Origin of the sequence: Xanthomonas sp. LF02-5, from assembly GCF_034105325.1 — a bacterium.
In the GTDB taxonomy this organism is placed as follows: Bacteria; Pseudomonadota; Gammaproteobacteria; order Xanthomonadales; family Xanthomonadaceae; genus Xanthomonas_A; species Xanthomonas_A sontii.
The window spans coordinates 341,727-361,456 of sequence record NZ_JAXGGF010000005.1 but is presented as its reverse complement, the minus strand read 5'-3'; the positions used below and the strand labels follow the sequence as shown (position 1 = coordinate 361,456).

Below are 19,730 nucleotides of genomic sequence, written 5' to 3'. Positions count from 1 at the left end.
TCGGGCCTTGCGCTGACTGGGCTGCGGCCTCGTCCGTGGGCCGATGTCGGCGCCGAACTCGTCTACCATCTGCGCCAGGTCCGGCGCCGCCGGGCTCCCGGTTCGCGCCACGGGCGCCGCGCCACCGCTTTTGGAGATGTGAGACGAATGGACAAGTTGGTCGTGCTGGTGGTGTTTGCGGCGCTGGTGGTGCTGGCGTTGCCACTGCTGTCGATCGTGGCGTTGGTCGGGCAGTCGCGCCTGCGCCAGCGGCTCGCCGCACTGGAGGCGCAGGTGGCGCGGATGGCCGCCGCCACGCCTGCCGCCGCAACGGATCGCGCCGATTCCGCGGCCGCTGTCGCAGAGGGCCAGGCCGCCGTCGCCGAACCTGAGCCCGAGGCGGAGGGCATGCCGTTCGTCGTAGGCCTCGACCTTCCGCGTCCAGACCCGTTCGCCGAGCGCGCCGCGGCGCCGCCGCCGCTGCCGCCGCCCTTGCCGGTGCCTCCCAGGGGCGAGGATTTCGCGACGCTGGCCGCCGCGGTCGAACTCGCCGAGCAGCAGCAAGCCCAGGCGCGCACCGCCGCGACGGCCCAGCCCGCTGCGCCGCGTGGGCCGGATCCGATCGAACGGCTGTTGGGCGGGATCAAACGCTGGTTCACCGAGGGCAATGTCCCGGTCAAGATCGGCATGCTGGTGCTGCTGGCCGGCGTCGCCGCGCTGCTGAAGTACGCCGGCGACCAGGGCTGGCTGCGCATGCCGATCGAGCTGCGCTACGCCGGCATCGCCGCCGCGTCGCTGGCCGGCCTGGCCTTCGGCTGGCGCCAGCGCACGCGCAAGCGCAGCTTTGCGCTGGCGCTGCAGGGCGGGGCGATCGGTGTGCTGCTGCTGACCGTGTTCGCCGCCTTCAAGCTGTCCGGGCTGATCCCCGCCGGCGCGGCGCTGGCGCTGAGCATTGCCCTGGTCGCGGGCATGTGCGTGCTGGCGGTGGCGCAGGAATCGCGCACGCTGGCGGTGCTGGGCACGCTGGCCGGCTTCTTCGCGCCACTGTGGCTGTCCACCGGCAGCGGCAACCATGTGGCGCTGTTCTCCTACTACGCGCTGCTCAATGCCGCGGTGTTCGCGATCGCCTGGTACCGGCCGTGGCGGGTGCTGAACCTGCTCGGGTTCGGCTTCACCTTCGGCATCGGCACGCTGTGGGGCGTGTTGCAGTACCGGCCCGAGAAGTTCGCCAGCACCGAGCCGTTCCTGCTGCTGTTCTTCGCCTTCTACCTGCTGATCCCGATCCTGTACGCGCGGCGCCAGGCAGCGCGCAGCACGCTGATCGACGGCAGCCTGGTGTTCGGCACGCCGCTGATCGCGTTTTCGCTGCAGGCGGGGCTACTGCGCGGCGACGGCCTGCCGTTGGCCCTGTGTGCGCTGGGACTGGCTGCGATCTATGCCCTGCTGGCGGCGGCGCTGATCCGGCGCGCGAGCTTCGCGGTGCTGGGGCAGGCGTATGCGGTGCTGGCGGTGGGGTTCGCCACGTTGGCGGTGCCGCTGGCGCTGTCCGCGCGCGCGACCGCCAGCGTGTTCGCACTGGAGGGTGCGGCGTTGGCGTGGCTGGGCCTGCGCCAGCGGCGCTGGCTGCCGCAGTTCAGCGGCGCCGGCCTGCAACTGGCGGCGTCGTTCGGTTTCCTGGTGGGCGTGGAGAACATCGCCCAGGACACCCAGGCGGTGGCCAACGCCACCTTCATGAGCGGGCTGCTGCTGGCGCTGGCCGGCTTCGCCAGCGCCTGGTGCTACCGCCGTGGGCGGGCCGCCGTGCCGGCGCTGGGCTACTACGTGTGGGGGCTGTTCTGGTGGTGCGGGATCGGCGTCACCGAGATCGTGCGATTCGTCGACGCCGACGCGCGTGCCGACGTGCTGCTCGCCTGGGTCGCGGTCAGCGGCTGGCTCGCCGCCGAGGCGCAGCGGCGCTGGCCGGCACTGGCGCTGGCCGCGACCACGCTGGGTGGCCTGGCCCTGGCCTTGCCGCTGGCGGTCTGGCAGGCCGATGTGCACGGGCAGCCGTTCGCCGGGCATGGCGCCTGGGCCTGGGCGCTGTTCGCGGTGCTCGGCGTGCGCAGCCTGCTGTGCCTGCGCGACAGCGGTGGCGGCGTCGCGCGTGCGGCGCAGTTCGTGTGGTGGCTGGTGTGGCCCAGCGTGGTCGGGCTGCTGTGCACCTGGATCGCGCTGCACAGCGAGCTCGCCGCCGGCTGGCGCTGGATGCTGTTGCTGGCGCCCTGGTTGCTGGCGACGGCGCTGTCGCTGTGGCGCTGGAACTGGCTGGCGGCTCCGCTGGGTGCGGCATTCGCGCCGTGCCGCAGCGCGCTGCAGAGCACCTACTTCGGCCTGCTGGCGGTGGCCTGGCTGTACAGCCTGGGCCTGCCCGGCAGCAGCGCGCCGCTGCCCTGGGTGCCGGTGCTCAATCCGCTGGAACTGACCCAACTGGCGCTGCTGGTCCTGGGCGTGCGCTGGACCCGCACCGCGGAGCTGCCGGCGCTGCTGCGGCCCTGGCGCACCCAGCTGTTGGCCGGTGCCGGCTTCCTGTGGATCACCAGCGTCACCCTGCATGCGGTGCATTACTGGGCGGCGGTGCCGTGGCCCGGCGTGCTCGGCAATGGCGTGGCGCAGACCAGCCTGACCGTGGTCTGGAGCGTGCTGGGCGTGCTTGGCTGGGTGCTGGGCTCGCGGCGCGGCCAGCGCGGCCTGTGGCTGGCCGGCGCGGTATTGATGGCGGTGGTGCTGGGCAAGCTGCTGCTGGTGGACCGCGGCAACCTCGGCAACGTCGCCGGCATCGCCTCGTTCATCGCGTACGGGTTGTTGTGTACGGTGGTCGGCTATCTGGCGCCGGCGCCGCCGCGCGCTGCCGAACCGGCCGAGGAGGCCACCCCATGATCCGACGTGCGCTGTTTCCGTTGTTGCTGGCCGGGTTGCCGCTGTGCGCGTTCGCCGCCAGCCAGCGCGACGACTACGCCCAGCAGTGGCCGCTGACCCTGCAGGACGCCGATGCCGGCGCCTATCGCGTGCAGCTCGACGATGCGGTCTACCGCAGCGCGCAGCGCGCCTCGCTGGGCGACGTGGAGGTGTTCAACGCGGCGGGCGACCCGCTGCCGGCGGCCCTGTTCGCCGCCGAACAGGCCGAGACGGCGCCGCGCCGGCAGCCGTTGCCGTGGTTTCCGCTGCCGGCGGCGCCCGACGGGCGGACCCCGGATCTGGAGCTGATCGCCGAGCGCGACAGCGACGGCAGTGTGCGCCGCATCCAGACCCGCGTGGCCGGCGCTGGCACCGACGCGGGCGCTGCCGGCTGGCTGGTCGATGCCAGTGCGCTGCATGCGCCGCTGCGCGCACTGTCGCTGCAATGGGCCGCCGCTGCGCAGCCACAGCAGGCGCGCTACCGCGTCGAGGGCAGCGACGATCTGCGCGACTGGGAGGTGCTGGTGGCCGATGCGACCCTGGTCGACCTCAGCAACCAGGGGCACCGGCTGCAGCAACTACGCATCCCCATCGGCCGGGAAGTGCGCTATCTGCGCCTGCTGCCGCTGGCCGGTGCCGGCGCGCCGCCGCTGACCGGGGTGGAGGCCGAACTGGCACCGACGCCGGTCGTCGCCGACTGGCATTGGCAACAACTGGACGCGGCGAGCACCGATCCCGCGCAGCACGGCTATGCCTTCGTGTCGCCGGGGCGCTACCCGGTGACGCGCGTCGACATCGCCTTGCCCGGCAACAACGCCATCGAATGGCGCGTGCAGAGCCGCGACAGCGCCGAGGCGCCGTGGCAGGACCGCGCCGGTCCATGGCTGGCCTACCAAGTGGGCGGCGGCAGCCGCTCGCCGCCGCAGGCGCTGACCGCGCCGGTGCGCGACCGCTACTGGCGATTGCTGGCGGCGCAGGACCCGGGCCGGCAGCGGCCGGCGCTGCGCCTGGGCTACCAGCCGGAGACGCTGGTGTTCCTGGCGCAGGGGGCGCCGCCTTATGCGCTGGCCGCCGGCAGTGCGCGCACCCAGCGTGCACAGGCGCCGCTGGCCGCGGCGTTGCAGGCCTTGCACACCCAGCGTGGGCCGCAATGGGCGCCGGCCACTGCCAGCCTCGGCGCGGCGCAGCCACTGGCCGGTGCCGCGGCGCTGCAGGTGCCACCGCCGCCGCGCGACTGGAAGACCTGGCTGCTGTGGGCGCTGCTGGTCGGCGGTGCGCTGCTGGTGGTCGGTTTCGCGCTCAGCCTGCTGCGCAAACCCGGCGCCGGCGAGGGCACGGGCTGATCGATCCCGCGGCGACGGCGCGCACGCCGCGCCGCGCGTGCGGGGCAGCGCACCGTCCCCCACCGATTTGCCGCTGTGCGGCCGACGCCGGACAATGGCGGTTTCGCCGCTGCGCGGCGATCGGCCGAACGGCGTGCACCCGACGTTCCGATGCCGACGCCGATACTGCACCGATGGCGCGGTTTTCCCTTTGCAACCCCACGAAAGCGAGCAATCACATGTCCATCCTGCGAATGACCGATCTCGACCTGTCCGGCAAGCGCGTGCTGATCCGGCAAGATCTGAATGTGCCGATCGACAATGGCCTGATCACCTCCGAGCAGCGCATCCTGGCCTCGGTGCCGACGCTCAAGCACGCGCTGGAACAGGGCGCGGCGGTGATGGTGACCTCGCATCTGGGCCGGCCCAAGGAAGGCGTGTGGACCCAGGAGGATTCGCTGGAGCCGGTGGCCATCCGCCTGGCTGCGCTGCTCGGCGTCGACGTGCCGCTGATCCGCGACTGGGTCGATGGCGTGGACGTGCAGCCCGGGCAGATCGTGCTGCTGGAGAACTGCCGCATGAACGTCGGCGAGGGCAAGGACGACGAGGCCCTGGCGAAGAAGTACGCGGCGCTGTGCGACGTGTTCGTGATGGACGCGTTCGGTACCGCGCACCGTGCGCAGGCGTCCACCCATGGCGTGATCAGGTTCGCCCCGGTCGCCGCCGGCGGTCCGCTGCTGATGGCGGAGCTGGATGCGCTGGCCAAGGCGCTGGAGCAACCGGCCAAGCCGCTGCTGGCCATCGTCGCCGGCAGCAAGGTCTCGACCAAGTTGGAACTGCTGTCCAACCTGGTGGACAAGGTCGATCAGTTGATCGTCGGCGGCGGCATCGCCAACACCTTCATCGCCGCGGCCGGGCATGCGGTCGGCAAGTCGCTGTGCGAGCCGGACCTGCTCGACACCGCGCGCAAGATCGTGGCCGACGCCAACGCGCGCGGTGCGGCGATCCCGCTGCCCAGCGACGTGGTAGTGGCCAAGCAGTTCATGCCCGACGCCGAGGCCACGGTGAAGGCGGTCACCGACGTCGCCGACGACGACCTGATCCTGGACATCGGCCCGCAGACCGCCGCGCACTACGCCGAGCTGATCGCCAAGGCCGGCACCGTGGTCTGGAACGGCCCGGTCGGCGTGTTCGAGTTCGACGCCTTCGGCAAGGGCACCGAGACCCTGGCGCGGGCGATCGCCGCCTCGTCGGCGTTCTCCATCGCCGGCGGCGGCGACACCCTGGCCGCGGTCGACAAGTACGGCATCGCCGAGCAGGTCAGCTACATCTCCACCGGCGGCGGCGCGTTCCTGGAGTTCCTGGAGGGCAAGACCCTGCCGGCGGTGGCCGCGCTGCAGGCGCGCGGCGCGTGAGCGCCGCCGACGTCCTGTTCTTCGACCTGGACGGCACGCTGGTCGATTCGGAGGTCGGCATCGTCGGCAGCCTGCGCCATGCCTTCGCCGAACTGGGCCAGCCGCTGCCGACCCCGGCGCAGTTGCGCGCCTGGATCGGCCCGCCGCTGCGCGACAGCTTCCAGCAGCACTTCGGCGGCGATGCGGCGTTGGTGGAGCAGGCCTTGACGCTGTACCGCAGCCGCTACGACAGCCACGGCTGGCGCGAGCACACGGTGTTCCCGGACATCGGCGCGGCGGTGGAGGCGGTGGCCATGGCAGGCCATCGCCTCGCGGTGGTGACCTCGAAGAACGAACGCTTCGCGCGGCGCATCGTCGAGCAGTTGCCGTTCGGCGCTCGCTTCGAGGAGATCGTCGGTGCCAGCGACGACGGCGCGCGCCGGGCCAAGCCGGACCTGATCGCGGAGGCGCTGCGGCGGCTTTCTGTCGTGCCGGCGCAGTGCCGCATGATCGGCGACCGGCGCATGGACATCGACGGCGCGCGCCATCACGGCATGCGCAGCATCGGCGTGCTGTGGGGCTTCGGCGATGCCGAGGAGCTGCGCCAGGCCGGTGCCGATGTGCTTGCGCAGTCGCCGGCGCAGTTGCCGGCGCTCGTCGCGGCCTGAATGGGCGCGTGCGCCGGTGCGTCCGGCGCACAGGGCGCTGGCTGCGCATGCTGCGTCGCCTGGTGTGAGCCTGCCCGCGCGGTGTCTGCGGGCCGGCGGCTGTTGGCGTGGCATGACCACATACTGTCCCGCATTGTCCGTTCGCTATGCCGTACCGCGCGTGCGTCTATGCCGAAATGCCATGCTGTGTGATGGGCGCGTGTGCTAGCTTTGAGCGCTTTTTCCAAGGATGCCATCATGATCGAACGCCAGCGCCGCACCAAGATTCTCGCCACCCTCGGTCCGGCCACCGACCCGCCCGGCGTGCTCGAGGATCTGTTCCGCGCCGGCGTCAACGTGGTGCGGTTGAACTTCAGCCACGGCGATCCGTCCGGCCAGGCCAAGCGCGCCGCCGAAGTGCGCGCCGCCGCGGCCCGCGTCGGCGCCGAGATCGGCATCCTCGCCGACCTGCCCGGTCCGAAGATCCGCATCGAGCGCTTTGCCCAGGGCAAGGTCTCGCTCAAGCTCGGCGACCGCTTCGACCTCATCGCCGACCCCAATGCCGCGCCGGGCGACGCCAGCCAGGTCGGCGTCAGCTACCTGGGCCTGCCGCAGGACGTGGCGCCGGGCGACGTCCTGCTGCTGGACGATGGCCTGATGCAGTTGAAGGTGGTCGAGGTGCAGGGCGAGCGCATCGTCACCAGCGTGCTCAACGATGGCGTGCTGTCCGATCGCAAGGGGCTCAACAAGCAGGGTGGCGGCCTGTCGCTGGGCGCACTGACCGAGCGCGACAAGGAACTGATCGGCATCGTCGCCAAGATCGGCGTGGACTTCATCGCGGTGTCGTTCTGCCGCAACGCCGAGGACATGAACGAGGCGCGGCGCATCGCCCGCGCGCACGGCTGCGACGCGGCGCTGGTGTCCAAGATCGAGCGCACCGAGGCGATCGAGAACCTGAGCGAGATCGTCGAGGCCTCGGACGTGGTGATGGTCGCGCGCGGCGACCTGGGCGTGGAAATCGGCGACGCCGAGCTGCCGGGCCTGCAGAAGAAGATCATCAAGGAATCGCTGGCGCAGAACAAAGTGGTGATCACCGCCACGCAGATGCTGCAGTCGATGGTGGAAAGCCCGATCCCGACCCGCGCCGAAGTGCTGGACGTGGCCAACTCGGTGATCGACGGCACCGACGCGGTGATGCTGTCGGCCGAGAGCGCCGCCGGCGCCTATCCGATCCGCGCGGTCGAGGCGATGGCGCGCATCTGCCTGGGCGCCGAGCGCCAGTTCGAGACCGAGACCGACTTCGGCATGGCCCCGCGCAACCTCGAGCGCGCCGACCAGGCCATCGCCATGGCCACGATGTTCCTGTCCCAGCATGTGGGCGTGCGCGCGATCGTGGCGATGACCGAATCCGGCGGCACGCCGCGCTACCTGTCGCGCTTCCGCGCCAAGGCGCCGATCTTCGCGGTGACCCGCCACGACGGCGCGCGCCGGCACATGGCGATGATGCGCGACGTGTTTCCGATCAACTTCGACAGCCGCGGCCTGACCCCGCGCGAGGCCGCGCGCGGCGCGATCCGCGTGCTGGTCGAAGCCGGCCTGCTGGCGCCGGGCGACCGCGTGGTGTTCACCAGCGGCGAGCACATGGAAACCCACGGCGCGACCAACACCCTGCGCCTGCTGGAGGTCGGCCCGGACGGCCGTGCCAGCGGCCTGGGCGAACTCTGAAGGACGCGGCGCGGCGGCTCCGGCCGCCGCGCCGTCGGCAATACCTGTTCGATCGCGCATGGAACGGCGCGGCGCCCTCCCGTTCCCTGATCGTGCGACACCCCCATGACGTCCCCAAGCGCGCACGCCGAACTCGGGCTGGACCTGCCCGAGCGCCCCGGCACGCATTGCCTTGAACACCTGATCCAGGCCTCGGCCACGCGCGAGCTGGTGGTCACCGAGGATATCCGCGACCGCCGCGGCATCCTGCTCGTCGCCAAGGGCCAGCGCATCAACGCCGGCCTGCGCGAGCGCCTGATCGCGCGGCGCCTGCTGCGTCCGCTGGAATCCTCGCTGGCCTTCTGCGAGGAACTGCGCCCGAGCGAAGTGCAGTTGGCCGCGCAGCGCGAACTGGACGAACACCCGCACCTGCGGCAATTGCTGGGCGAGCAGGCGCAGCCGGTGATGGCCATGCTGGCCCGCGCCCGCACGCTGGGCGCGCCGGGCACCTTGCTGACCACCCTCGGCCAGACCCGGCCGGCCGCGTTCTCGCACGCGGTGCGGGTGGCGATGCTGGTGTCCTGGCTGGCGGCGCTGCTGTCGCGCTCGGATGCGGCGATGCGCGAGGCCGCGGAAGTCGGCCTGCTGCACGATCTCGGCGAGATGTACGTGGATCCGGTGGTGCTGGAGATTCCGGAGGCGCAGCAGGACTTCGCGCAGTGGCGCATGCGCTGCGTGCACCCGGTGATCAGCGCCGCGCTGCTGGGCGAATCCGGCGTGTACTCGGCGCAGCAGGCCGCGGCTGCACGCGAGCACCACGAACGCATCGACGGCTCCGGCTATCCGGTCGGCGCGTCGGCGCTGTCGCCGTTGGGCCGGTTGATCTCCTGTGCCGAAGCGCTGGATGGGTTGTTCGAACGCGAGCAGGGCCATGCGCAGGCGCTGGCGCGGATGCGCATCGCGCTGCGCGTGGTGCCCGGACAGTTCCCGCGCGACGTGGTCGACCTGCTGACCGAGCGCCTGCGCGACTGCGCGCTGGAACAGGCGCCGGCGCACGATCCGCAGCACCTGCGCGAGGTGGTGGCCGCCCTGCTCGACGGCCTGGAACGGGCGCGCGACGAGGCGTTGCGGCTGCAGCGCGGCGGCGACCTGCGCGAGGACGAGCGCGCGGCCTTGCAGCATCTGCTGCTGTTGATCGTGGGCTACATCATGGCCATCCACGATTCCGGCGCCGGCAAGATGGTCGAGCAACTGCCGTGGCTGATCGCCGCGCCGGAAGCGGCCGAGGAAGTCGATCGCGTCTGCTGCGAACTGCGCTGGCAGCTGCCGGGGCTGCGCCGCCACGCCGCGTTGCTGGCGCACCGCCGCGCGCGCAGTGCCGACGACTGGCAGCCCTTGCTCGATGCGCTCGACATCGCCTTGCCGACAGCGCAGGGCGCGCCTGCGCCGGTGCCGGCCCTGGACACTGCGCCGCTGCAGACCGCGCAGGCCGAAGAAGAAGCGCAGTGTGACGCAATGACGGATGCACTTGGCTGACGTGCCGGGAACATGCACGGTCTACGCCTGTAACCGCTTGCAATTCCCGCGGTAACGGAATGCATGCAGGCCGGCCCGGTATAATGGGCGTTCCCCCGCTGCAGCCATCAGGAACCGTATGAGCATCGAACAGCTTGCCGAAACCGCACAGGCAATGGTCGCCCCGGGCAAGGGCATCATCGCGATCGACGAATCCACCAGCACCATCGCCAAGCGCTTCGCCGGCGTGGGCATCGAGAATGTCGAAGAGAATCGCCGTGCCTACCGCGAGCTGCTGCTGACCACGCCCAAGCTGAGCGACCACATCTCCGGCGCGATCCTGTACGACGAGACGATCCGCCAGAAGACCAAGGACGGCGTGCCGTTCGCCAAGTACATGGCCGAGCACGGCATCATCCCCGGCATCAAGGTCGACAAGGGCACGCATCCGCTGGCCGGCATGCCGGGCGAACTGATCACCGAAGGCCTGGACGGTCTGCGCGCGCGCCTGGAGGAGTACTACAAGCTCGGCGCGCGCTTCGCCAAGTGGCGTGCGGTCATCACCATCGGCGAGGACATCCCGTCGGGCGTGTGCATCGAGACCAATGCGCATGCGCTGGCCCGTTATGCCGCGCTGTGTCAGGAGCAGGGCCTGGTGCCGATGGTGGAGCCGGAAGTGCTGATGGACGGCGACCACGACATCGAGACCTGCTACGAGGTCACCGAAGCCACGTTGCGTTCGCTGTTCGGCGCGCTGTACGAGCAGAACGTGGTCCTGGAAGGCACCATCCTCAAGGCCTCGATGGTCATTGCCGGCAAGGACTGCGACGAGCAGGCCAGTGTCGAGGAAGTGGCCGAGTCCACCGTGATGTGCCTCAAGAGCACTGTGCCGGCGATCCTGCCGGGCATCGTGTTCCTGTCCGGCGGTCAGACCGACGAGCAGTCCACCGCGCACCTCAACGCGATGAACCAGCTCGGCAACCTGCCGTGGCCGCTGAGCTTCTCCTACGGCCGCGCCATGCAGCAGGCCGCGCTGAAGCTGTGGGCGCAGGACATGAAGGGCAATTTCGCCAAGGCGCAGCAGGTGGTGTACGAGCGCGCCAAGGAAAACGGCCTGGCCGCGCTGGGCAAGTGGCAGGGCTGATCGGCCCCGACATCGCCTTAGAGGAGAGAAAAACGCCGGCATCGCCGGCGTTTTTCGTTTCGGGGCCATCGTGTTGCGGGAGCCGGCAGCGGAGCTTGCGCACTGGTGGCCAGGCCGCAGGGCGCTTCGGCGAGGCACGCCGACGCGCTCAGGGTGCGATCGCCGCCGGTGCGTGGAAGCGATAGCCGCTGTTGCGCAAGGTCTTTACCGGCAGCGGGCGTCCGCTGATCTCCTCCACGCGGCGCCGCAGGCGGTACATCTGCGTGTCCAGCCGCCGCCGGTCGTACTCGAGGAAGTTCACCCCCAGCGCGTCGGCGATCTCGCGGTGGCCCACGCTCTCGCCGGCATGGCGCATCAGGCAGGCCAGCACCAGCAGATCCTGGCGCGACAGCGGCACCGGCGGCGCGTTGGGAACGTTCAGGCGTGCGGCAGCCAGTTCCAGGACCCAGCGCGCCGCCGGTGGCGGCAGGGCCAGGCGCCGGCCCAGCGACGCCAGGGTGGCGGCGAGTTCGTCCAGATCGACGCCCTTGCCCAGGTAGTGGTCCACGCCGAGTTCCAGTCCCGCGATGCGGTCGCTGGCGGTGTTGCGTGCACTGAACACCACGATGCCCAGCCGATGGCCGGCACGCCGCAGTTCACTGACCAGTTCCAGGCCGCTGCCGTCGGGAAGACCGACGTCGATCACGGCCATGGTGTGGCGCGCCGGATCGAATCGTTGCCGGAAGCCGGCGATGCTGTCCACGCAGACGGCGATATAGCCCAGATCCTGCAGGAACTCGCCGAGTTCCTCGCACAGCACCGGCTCGTCCTCGAGCAGGATCACTTCGGACATGGAGTCGCGTCCTCGCGCAGTGTGGTTTGCTGTAACGTCATCGGCTGGCAACGGTGCGGTATGGCGAATGATGGCGCAATGGTGGCGCTGGCTGGTGGGCGCATGGCTCGTGGTGGGCGTGGCCGTGGCCGCCGACGCGGCGCCATCCCCGGTCGCGGCGCTGCCGTTGACCAGCGCGCACCAGGATGCGAGCGGGTATCTGCAGCGCCTGGACGATCCGCACGGCCGACTGGACGTGGTGCAGGCCGCCGCCGCGACCGGCTGGACCCGGCTGCCCGACGGCCTCAACGCGGGATTCGCCGACGGTGCGGTGTGGCTGCGCCTGCCTGTTCATGTCCAGAGTGTACCGCCCGGCGGCTGGATGGTGCGATTGAGCAATGCCTTGCTCGACGACGTGCAGGCCTACGTGCGGCCCGAGGGCGGCGCATGGCGCGCGCTGGGGGACAGCGGCGAACGCGTGCCGCGGCGCGATTGGCCGGTGGATTACCGCAGCCCGGTCTTCCAGTTCGCGCCAACGCATGCGGGCGATTACGAGGTGCTGCTGCGGTTGCGCAGCAAGAACGCGTTGGTCACCCGTCTGGACGTCTGGCAACGCCTGCCCTTCGATAACCACTCGCGGCGCGAGGGGCTGCAGTTCGGCCTGTATTTCGGCTTCTACCTGTTGCTGCTGTGCCTGCACGTGTTGTTCTGGCTCGCCACGCGCGCGCGCATGAGTGGCCTGTTCGTGGCCTATCTCGGCGGCTGCGTGTTCAACGAAGCGATGTCCATCGGCCTGGTGCAGCAGGTCACCGGCATGCCAATGGCGTGGAGCGACACGCTGTTGGGCATCAGCATCGCCTGCAGTCTGCCGGTGGGATTCCAGGTCGCCAGCCGGCAACTGAACCTGCGCGCCTTTCATCCGCGGCTGGTGCGCTGGGGCACACGTCTGCTGTGGGCGGTCGCGTTGGGTTGCGCCGTGTTCGTGCTCGCCGGCCACTACGCCTGGGGCATGCAGCCGGTGCAGTCGCTGGGTCTGCTGGAGATCCTGCTGCTGGCGGGGCTGGGGCTGCACCTGCTGTGGCGCCGCTATCGGCCGGCGCTGTTCTTCGTGCTCGCGTTCTTTCCGTTCTATCTGGGGGTGATGCTGGGCTTCCTGCGCAACCTCGGATTCGTCCCGGTCAATGCGTGGACCCAGTACGCCACCACGTTCGGCACCATGCTGCACATGACGCTGCTGAGCGTGTTCCTCATCGGCCGTTACGAGCGGCAGCGCCGATTGCGCGAACGACGGCATGCCGAGGCCGCGGTGGCACTCGCGCGCAGGCACGGTCTGGCGCTGGAGCGTGACGTGGCCTTGCGCACCGCAGAGCTGCGCAACGAAATCGGCAGGCGGCAGGCGCTGGAGAACGACCTGCGCGGCTTGCTGCAGACCGAGCGCAAGGTCATGCAGGAGCAACGCGATTTCGTGGCGATGGTGTCGCACGAGTTCCGCACGCCGCTGGCCGTCATCATGACCTCGGCGCAACAGCTGGCGCGCAAGCTGGATGCGCCGCCGGAACGCAATCGCGTGCGCTGCGGCAACATCCGCGACGCGGCGCAACGGCTGCTGGCGCTGGTGGACGAGTATCTCGCCGACGACCGCATGGGCGAGGCGGCTTCGGAACTGCGGCTGCAGCCGTGCGCCCTGCGCGTGCTGCTCGACGACCTGTGCGGTGACTTCCAGCCGCAGCGCGTGGTCTGCGAGGTTCTCACCGACGACGATGGTCTGCTCACCGACACCGGACTGCTGCGTGTGGCCGTGCGCAACCTGCTCGCCAATGCCGACCGCCATTGCCCGGCGGGCATGGCCATCCGCGTGCGCGTCCGCGGCAGTGCCGGAGGGCTGCGGCTGGAGGTCGCCAATCCGGGCGAACGCATCGCGCCTGCCGAACGCGAGCGGCTGTTCCAGAAGTACTACCGCGGCGAAAGCGCGCGGCATGCGCCGGGCGCGGGGCTCGGTCTGTACCTGGTGCGGCGCATCGCCGAGCGTCTTGGGGGATGGGTAGGCCTGGCCAGGCAGGCACCCGACGAGTCGGTCTGCTTCGTATTGCTGCTGCCGCGCCGCCCGGATGCACAGCTCGCAGTGTCGCGCGTGCCGCCGGCGACGGATGCCTGATCGCAGGCGGCCGTGCGTATCCCGACGCACGCTCTGCGCCAACAGCAAAAACAATCGGGCGCGGCGGCGACCGATCGCCGCGCGTTCGTGCAGAGAGCCCGGTGCCGATTCGTGTGCCGGCGAGGGCCGTGACGAAAGCGGTGCCATGACCCGACGACACCGCCGCGCGGTGTCGTCAGGTCATTCCCGGCTACTGCCGGATGATGCAGCTGTCCGCGGAGGCGTTGGACGCGCCCGGGCTGCAGGCGACCGCCGGGGCGCGGATGCCGCCGTCGACGATCAGGATCGAGTCGGTGGCGGCCGTCACGGTGCCGCTGCTGCCGCCATGTGCCGCGGCCGCCAGTTGCCTGGCCGTCTCGTCGGCCTTTTGCGGACTGGTCTCTGTCGTGCTGCCGGCATCGCTGGTCACCGTGGCGGCGGCGACCGAGGTGTTGATCGCCTGCACGGTGGTGGTCGGCAACTGGACAGCGCCGCCGCCATCGCCGTTGCCGGCGACCACGTTCAACAGGCCATCGACGTAGCTGATGGTGTAGTTGGACAGCCCTGCGCCGGTGGCGCCGGAGGCGGTGATGGCGTAGTTGCCGACCGCAGCGCCGCTGCCGGCACCGGCACTGTTCAGGGCGACGCCGGAGACGGTGTCGCGGTTGAGCAGGCCGGAGACACGGTAGCCGGTGAGGGTGGCGGTGCTGCCGGCGGTCTTGCTGGCATCGCTGGCGACGATGCGCAAGGTGGCCGGATCGACGCGCAGGCTGCCGTCGACGTAGTTGACGACGTAGTTGGACAGCCCTGCGCCGGCCGCGCCGGAGGCGGTGATGGCGTAGTTGCCGACCGCGGCGCCGGCACCGGCGCCGGCGCTGCCCAGGGCGACGCCGGAGACGGTGTCGCCGTTGAGCAGGCCCGAAACGCTGTAGCCGCTGAGGTTGACGGTGCCGCCATAGGTCTTGTTGGCGTCGTTGGCGACGATGCGCAGGGTGGCCGGATCGACGCGCAGGCTGCCGTCGACATAGGTCACGACGTAGTTGGACAGCCCGGCGCCGGTCGCGCCGGAGGCGGTGATGGCGTAGTTGCCGACCGCGGCGCCGGCACCGGCGCCGGCGCTGCCCAGGGCGACGCCGGAGACGGTGTCGCCGTTGAGCAGGCCCGAAACGCTGTAGCCGCTGAGGTTGACGGTGCCGCCGTAGGTCTTGTTGGCGTCGTTGGCGACGATGCGCAGCGTCGCCGGATCGACGCGCAGGCTGCCGTCGACGTAGTTGACGACATAGTTGGACAACCCTGCGCCGGTCGCGCCGGAGGCGGTGACGGCATAGTTGCCCACTGCGGCGCCGCTACCGGCGCCCGCGCTGCTCAGCGCGACCCCGGAGACGCTGTCGCTGCCGATCAGGCCGGAAACGCGGTAGCCGCTGAGGTTGAGGGTGCTGCCGTAGGTCTTGGAGCCCGAGGTCGCCGTCACCGTCAGCGTCGCCGGGGTGATGGCGATGCCGCCGGAGACCACGTAGCCGATGTCGTAGCCCTGCTGCGAGGACGCCAGGCCACCGATCTGCAGCATGCCGTTGCCGGTGGTGTAGCTGCCGACGCCATTGCCTGCGGTCGCGTAGCGCAGCGACGATCCGAACAGCAGGCTCGGGTCGAAGGCGCCGCCGGCCGTGTAGGACGAGATCGTGCCGCTGACACCGTTGCCGTCGTAGGTCTTGTCGAGCCCGGAGAGGCTGGTGCTGATCGTCAACGGGGTCAGGAAGCTGCGCAGCAGCGGCGTGCCCATGTGTTCGTACAGGCGCCAGGTCTGGCCGGTGCCGCCGCGGTTGTCGATCGCCCAGCCGGCATCGGTGAAGGTGGACAGCGTGTTCAACGCGCTCCAGGACCTGCCGCCGCTGATCGCATCGATGCTGCCGGTGTTGCTGCCCGCCAAGCGCAGGCCGGCGTTGATCGGATTACCGCCGATGTCGGTGGGGAAGAAGCTGGCGTTGATCGTGCCACTGTTGGTGCCGACCAGGCCGCCGACGGCGTTGCTGCCGCCTATGTCGCCGATGGCGTAGCTGGCGTTGATGATGCCGCCATCGTTATAGCCGACCAGACCGCCGAGATACTCGGTGCCGATCACGCCACGGCCGCCGGCATAGGCCGCGTTGATGGTGCCGGTCAGGTTGTAACCGACCAGGCCGCCCGCATACTCGGTGGCGGCGATGAAACCAGTGGCATAGACACGGGCCAGGCTGCCTCGAGAGTTGTACCCGACCAGCCCGCCGATGTACGACGTGCCGGAAACATCGCCGACGGCGTAAGCGTCGCTGAGGCTTGTGCTGAAGAGGTTACCGACCAGTCCGCCGACATAGTTGACTCCCGATGCGCCACCGGTCGCGTGCGCGTTCGTGATGGTCCCCCTGTTCGCCACTCCGATCAGCCCGCCGACGTAGTTCGAGCCGGAGACGCTCCCGCTGGCCTGCACATTGGTGAGGGTAGCGGTGGACGCCTGGCCTAGCAGACCGCCCGCATGCGTGGTGGTCGCGGTGACGTTGCCGCTGGCCGAGGCGTTCTGGATCTGGCTCTGATTGGCGTTGCCGATCAGCCCGCCGACATGGTCGCCGCTGGCGGTGCTGGTGCTGGTCGCGCTGCCGCTGGCCTGCACGTTGCTGTAGTTGCCCTGGTAGTCGTTGCCGACCAGGCCGCCGACACTGCTGCCGCCGGAGACCGTGCTCGACGAGGACGACGCGTTGATCGTGCCGCCAGCGTTGCTGCCGATCAGTCCGCCGACGTAGTTGCCGCTGTAGGGGCCGCCGCTGCCGACCACGCTGCCGCTGGTCTGCGCGCCGGTGATCGTCCCGGCGTTGTTGTAGCCGGTGAGGCCGCCGATGAAGTTGCCGGTGCCGCTCATGGTGCCGGTGACGCGGATGCCGCTGAGCGTGCCGGCATTGAAGCCGGCGACGCCGCCCACGTAGGCAGTGCCGGTGACGGTGGCGCCGGTCAGGGCGAGGTTGACGATCCGGCTGGCAGCGCCGGTGTTGCCGAACAGGCCGACGTAGGACGTGCCGCCGCGGGCGATGGTCAGCCCGGAGATCGCGCGGTTCGCGCCGTCGAGGCTGCCGGTGAAGGCGTTGTTGCTGTCGCCGACCGGGCTGAAGCCGGCGCTGCTCCACATGCCGCTGGCGTTGCTGCCGGCGGTCTGGCTGGCATCGATGTCGGCCGACAGGCTGTAGTTGGCCGCCAGGTTGTACGCCATCAACTGCAACTGGTGTGCGTTGCCGATGGTGGTGCTGTACTCGCTGGCCAGGAACGGGCGCGTCTGCCCCTCGATCATGATCCAGGCCGGACTGCCGACGCCATCGCTGGCGACGTAGACGTTGCTGGTGCCGGCGAGCAACGCCCAGGTGCCGAGATTGCCGTACGTGGCGTGGTTGTAGCGGTTGCCGCTGCCGAAGCTGGTCAGATTGGTGACGCTGCCGCCGCCCCCGCCGCTGATGGCATTGGCCTGGCCGGTGCTGTCGACGTCCCACGACGCATTGCTGACGCTGCCCGAATTGGCGCCGATCAGTCCGCCCACGTTGTTGTTGGTGGTGCTGATGACGGCACCCGTGGCGTAGCTGTTGCTGACGCTGCTGGAGCTGACGCTGGCACCGCCCGCGTTATTGACGCCCACGAGCCCGCCCACCGAGGCCGTTGCGGTGACGCTGCCGGTGGCGTAGGTGTTGGCGATGGTGCTCTGGTAGTTCATGCCGACCAGCCCGCCGACCATGGAACTGCTGCCGGTCACGCTGCCGGTGGCGTAGCTGTTCTTGATGGAGCCGGCGTTCTGGTTGGTTCCGACCAGGCCGCCGACGGAACTGGTGCCGCTCACGGTGCTGGTGGAATACGTGTTAGTCAGGCTGCCGCCGTCGTTGTAGCCGACCAGGCCGCCGGTGTTGCTGGAGCTGCCGGTCACGCTGCCGGTGCTGTGGGAATTGCGGATCGTGGCGCCGACGTTGTTGCCCGCCACGCCGCCGACGGCGCTCTGCCCGTTGACGCTGCCGACGAACGCGCTGTTGTCGATCAAGCCCAGGTTGTAGCCGGCCAATCCGCCGACGCCGCCGGAGCTCCCGGTCACACTGCCGTCGACGGTGACGTTCTTGATCGCGCCCTGGCCGTAGCCGACCAGGCCACCGACGTAATAGCCGCCGGAGATGGAGACGTTGCCCAGGTGCACATCGCGGATGAGGCTGTTGCTGCTGGTGGTGCCGAACAGGCCGACGTAGCCGCTGGCGCCGGAGATGGTCAGGTTGTTGATGCTGTGGCCCAGGCCGGCCAGCTTGCTCTGGAAGGAGGACACCAGGGCGCTGCTGCGGGTGACGCCGGCCAGGTCGATGTCCTGGGCCAACGCATAGGCGCCGGGGCTGTTGAAATAGGTAGCCGCGTCGGCCAGCGAGTGGATCAGCGTGTACGCCTGCCCGTTGATCGCCAGGCTGGCGTGCGCGCCGCCGAGCGAGACGGGGGTGTTGACGTAGTAGTCGCCCGTGCCGCCGACGGTGCCGTTGTCGGTGTAGCCGCCGTAGTTCAGCACCAGGCCGGCCGTGTTGCCGGTGGCGGTGACGGCGGCATTGAGATAGATGCTGTGGTAGGCGTCCAGGGTCAGCGTGGAGTTGCCGCTCCAGCCGATCGCCGCATTGACGTTGATGTCGCCGCTGCCGTTGCTCACGGTGCCCGGGCCGCTGGCGTTGGTGCTGGAGGTGAGCAGGGTGACGTTGGTGCCGCCGTTCAACGCGCCGCTGATGGTGCTGGCGGCCGCGCTGTCCACGGTCAGGTCTTCCGGGTCGACCAGCCAGGTGCCGGCGCTGCCGGGGCCGGCGCCCTTGGCGCCGACGGCGATGCCGGAGAAGTCGACGGTGTGGCCGCTGGTTTCGAGCAGGCCGCCGCTGCCGCTGCCGGCCGCGTTGGCGCGCAGCGCGCCATGCACCGCGGTGTGGCCATCGGACCAGACCACGATGGAGCCGCCGTTGCCCTGGCCGGTCGCGCTGGCATCGAGCAGCGCGCCGTCGGCGACCGTGGCCGCACTGGCGTGTTGCAACTGTTCGCCGCCCTGGTAGCCGCCGCCGATGCGCACGCTGCCGCCGGCCGCGGTGCCGCTGGCGTCGATGCGGCCAGCGACGTTCACCGCGCCATCGGACAGCACCTGCACGCTGCCGCCGTGGGTGCCGGAGACATCGATGCGGCCGCTGCTGGCCACGTCGCCGCCGCTGCCGACCAGGCGCACGCTGCCGCCGGAGGTGTCGATGCCGGTGGCTTCGAGCGCGCCGGTGTTGTTGACCAGCAACTGCGACAGCCCGGTGCTGCCTGCCTGCAGCAGGATCTGCCCGCCATTGGCGCGCAGCGTGCCGCTGTTCTCCACCGCCGCCGCCGCGCCGTCCATCGACTGGCTGGCCGCCGCGACCATCTGCATGCCGATCGCGCCGGCCGCGTCCATGGTCACCTTGACCTGATCGGCGGAGAGCAGGCGGATGGCGCCGCCGTCGGCGCTGATGCTGCCGCGGTTGGCGACATGGTTGCCGACGAGATTGACCGAGCCGCCGTTGCCGGCGCGGATGCTGCCCTGGTTGACCACGCTGGCGGCGCCATGGTCGCCCCGCCCGAGCAGGTAGCCGTTGTCGTCGTCGCCGGCCAGGCCCAGCGAACTGGCGACCAGGCCGCCGACGTTCACCTGCGCGTGGTTGCCGAACAGGATGCCGGCGGAGTTGATCAGGAACACATTGCCGTTGGCGCGCAGGCTGCCGTCGATGACGCTGGCGCCGCGGCTGGCATCGATCAGGTTGAGCGCCACCGCCGAGCTGGACGGCTGCACGAACACCACGCTGGCGTCCTTGCCGACGTTGAAGCTGTTCCAGTTCAGCACCGCCTTGGCCGCGTTCTGGTCGATCTGCAGGGTGCCGCCGTTCTGCGACACGGTGGCGCCGGTGGCGCTGGACAGCGACGGCACGCCGCTGGCGTGAGCCGGCGCGGCCAGCGCACAGGCCAGGGCGAAGGGCAGCAGCGGCGCGGCCAGGCGCGCCGCGCCGTTGCCGGTGGCGCCGGCGTGGCCGGTGGCGACTTCGGAGGCGACCTGGAGCACGCCGAGGTGGCGGTTGAAGACGAGGCGGTAGATGCGGTTCATGGAGATCCCCAGG

General features: G+C 70.4%; 10 protein-coding genes. 8 read left to right on the top strand and 2 right to left on the bottom strand.

The window, feature by feature from the left end; all coding sequences use genetic code 11:
• The first annotated feature begins 147 nt into the window (after positions 1-147).
• The 7 genes from SLW52_RS15230 to SLW52_RS15200 all read left to right on the top strand — a co-directional run bounded on the left by SLW52_RS15230 (position 148) and on the right by SLW52_RS15200 (position 10,639).
• Positions 148-2,895: a DUF2339 domain-containing protein gene (locus tag SLW52_RS15230; RefSeq protein WP_320740553.1), complete on the top strand. Its 2,748-nt coding sequence runs from the start codon at positions 148-150 to the stop codon at positions 2,893-2,895.
• Positions 2,892-4,256, top strand: a complete 1,365-nt coding sequence (locus tag SLW52_RS15225; protein WP_320740554.1) for a DUF3999 domain-containing protein — start codon at positions 2,892-2,894, stop codon at positions 4,254-4,256. The genes SLW52_RS15230 and SLW52_RS15225 overlap by 4 nt, the downstream gene beginning before the upstream one ends.
• 218 nt (positions 4,257-4,474) lie before the next feature.
• Positions 4,475-5,650 carry a phosphoglycerate kinase gene (locus SLW52_RS15220; protein ID WP_026144302.1) on the top strand — a complete coding sequence of 392 codons (1,176 nt, stop codon included), beginning with the start codon at positions 4,475-4,477 and terminating at the stop codon, positions 5,648-5,650.
• Positions 5,647-6,297, top strand: coding sequence for an HAD-IA family hydrolase (locus SLW52_RS15215; RefSeq protein ID WP_320740555.1), 651 nt, complete (start codon positions 5,647-5,649; stop codon positions 6,295-6,297). The genes SLW52_RS15220 and SLW52_RS15215 overlap by 4 nt, the downstream gene beginning before the upstream one ends.
• Positions 6,298-6,534: 237 nt before the next feature.
• Entirely contained in the window at positions 6,535-8,001 is a 1,467-nt protein-coding gene (gene pyk / locus SLW52_RS15210; RefSeq protein ID WP_010341498.1) for a pyruvate kinase, read from the top strand.
• 105 nt (positions 8,002-8,106) lie between these two features.
• Positions 8,107-9,516 carry an HD domain-containing phosphohydrolase gene (locus SLW52_RS15205; protein ID WP_267099934.1) on the top strand — a complete coding sequence of 470 codons (1,410 nt, stop codon included), beginning with the start codon at positions 8,107-8,109 and terminating at the stop codon, positions 9,514-9,516.
• Positions 9,517-9,634: 118 nt separating this feature from the next.
• Entirely contained in the window at positions 9,635-10,639 is a 1,005-nt protein-coding gene (locus SLW52_RS15200; RefSeq protein ID WP_010341500.1) for a class I fructose-bisphosphate aldolase, read from the top strand.
• Between the two features lie 148 nt (positions 10,640-10,787).
• Here the strand turns inward: SLW52_RS15200 and SLW52_RS15195 are convergent, their stop codons facing one another.
• Positions 10,788-11,471: a response regulator transcription factor gene (locus SLW52_RS15195; protein WP_152236161.1), complete on the bottom strand. Its 684-nt coding sequence runs from the start codon at positions 11,469-11,471 to the stop codon at positions 10,788-10,790.
• Between the two features lie 94 nt (positions 11,472-11,565).
• Between SLW52_RS15195 and SLW52_RS15190 the strand changes: the two genes are divergently transcribed.
• Complete coding sequence (locus SLW52_RS15190; protein WP_226978496.1) at positions 11,566-13,605, top strand: sensor histidine kinase; 2,040 nt, start codon at positions 11,566-11,568, stop codon at positions 13,603-13,605.
• Between the two features lie 190 nt (positions 13,606-13,795).
• Here SLW52_RS15190 and SLW52_RS15185 read toward each other — a convergent pair whose 3' ends face one another.
• On the bottom strand, positions 13,796-19,717 hold the full coding sequence (locus SLW52_RS15185) for an MBG domain-containing protein (protein WP_320740556.1): 5,922 nt from the start codon (positions 19,715-19,717) through the stop codon (positions 13,796-13,798).
• Between the last annotated feature and the right edge of the window lie 13 nt (positions 19,718-19,730).

Excerpts from the sequence above, each read along its gene's own strand:
- SLW52_RS15230 (WP_320740553.1), top strand. The coding sequence starts at position 148 with ATGGACAAGTTGGTCGTGCTGGTGGTGTTTGCGGCGCTGGTGGTGCTG.
- SLW52_RS15225 (WP_320740554.1), top strand. The coding sequence starts at position 2,892 with ATGATCCGACGTGCGCTGTTTCCGTTGTTGCTGGCCGGGTTGCCGCTG.
- SLW52_RS15220 (WP_026144302.1), top strand. The coding sequence starts at position 4,475 with ATGTCCATCCTGCGAATGACCGATCTCGACCTGTCCGGCAAGCGCGTG.
- pyk (WP_010341498.1), top strand. The coding sequence starts at position 6,535 with ATGATCGAACGCCAGCGCCGCACCAAGATTCTCGCCACCCTCGGTCCG.
- SLW52_RS15205 (WP_267099934.1), top strand. The coding sequence starts at position 8,107 with ATGACGTCCCCAAGCGCGCACGCCGAACTCGGGCTGGACCTGCCCGAG.
- SLW52_RS15200 (WP_010341500.1), top strand. The coding sequence starts at position 9,635 with ATGAGCATCGAACAGCTTGCCGAAACCGCACAGGCAATGGTCGCCCCG.
- SLW52_RS15195 (WP_152236161.1), bottom strand. The coding sequence starts at position 11,471 with ATGTCCGAAGTGATCCTGCTCGAGGACGAGCCGGTGCTGTGCGAGGAA.
- SLW52_RS15185 (WP_320740556.1), bottom strand. The coding sequence starts at position 19,717 with ATGAACCGCATCTACCGCCTCGTCTTCAACCGCCACCTCGGCGTGCTC.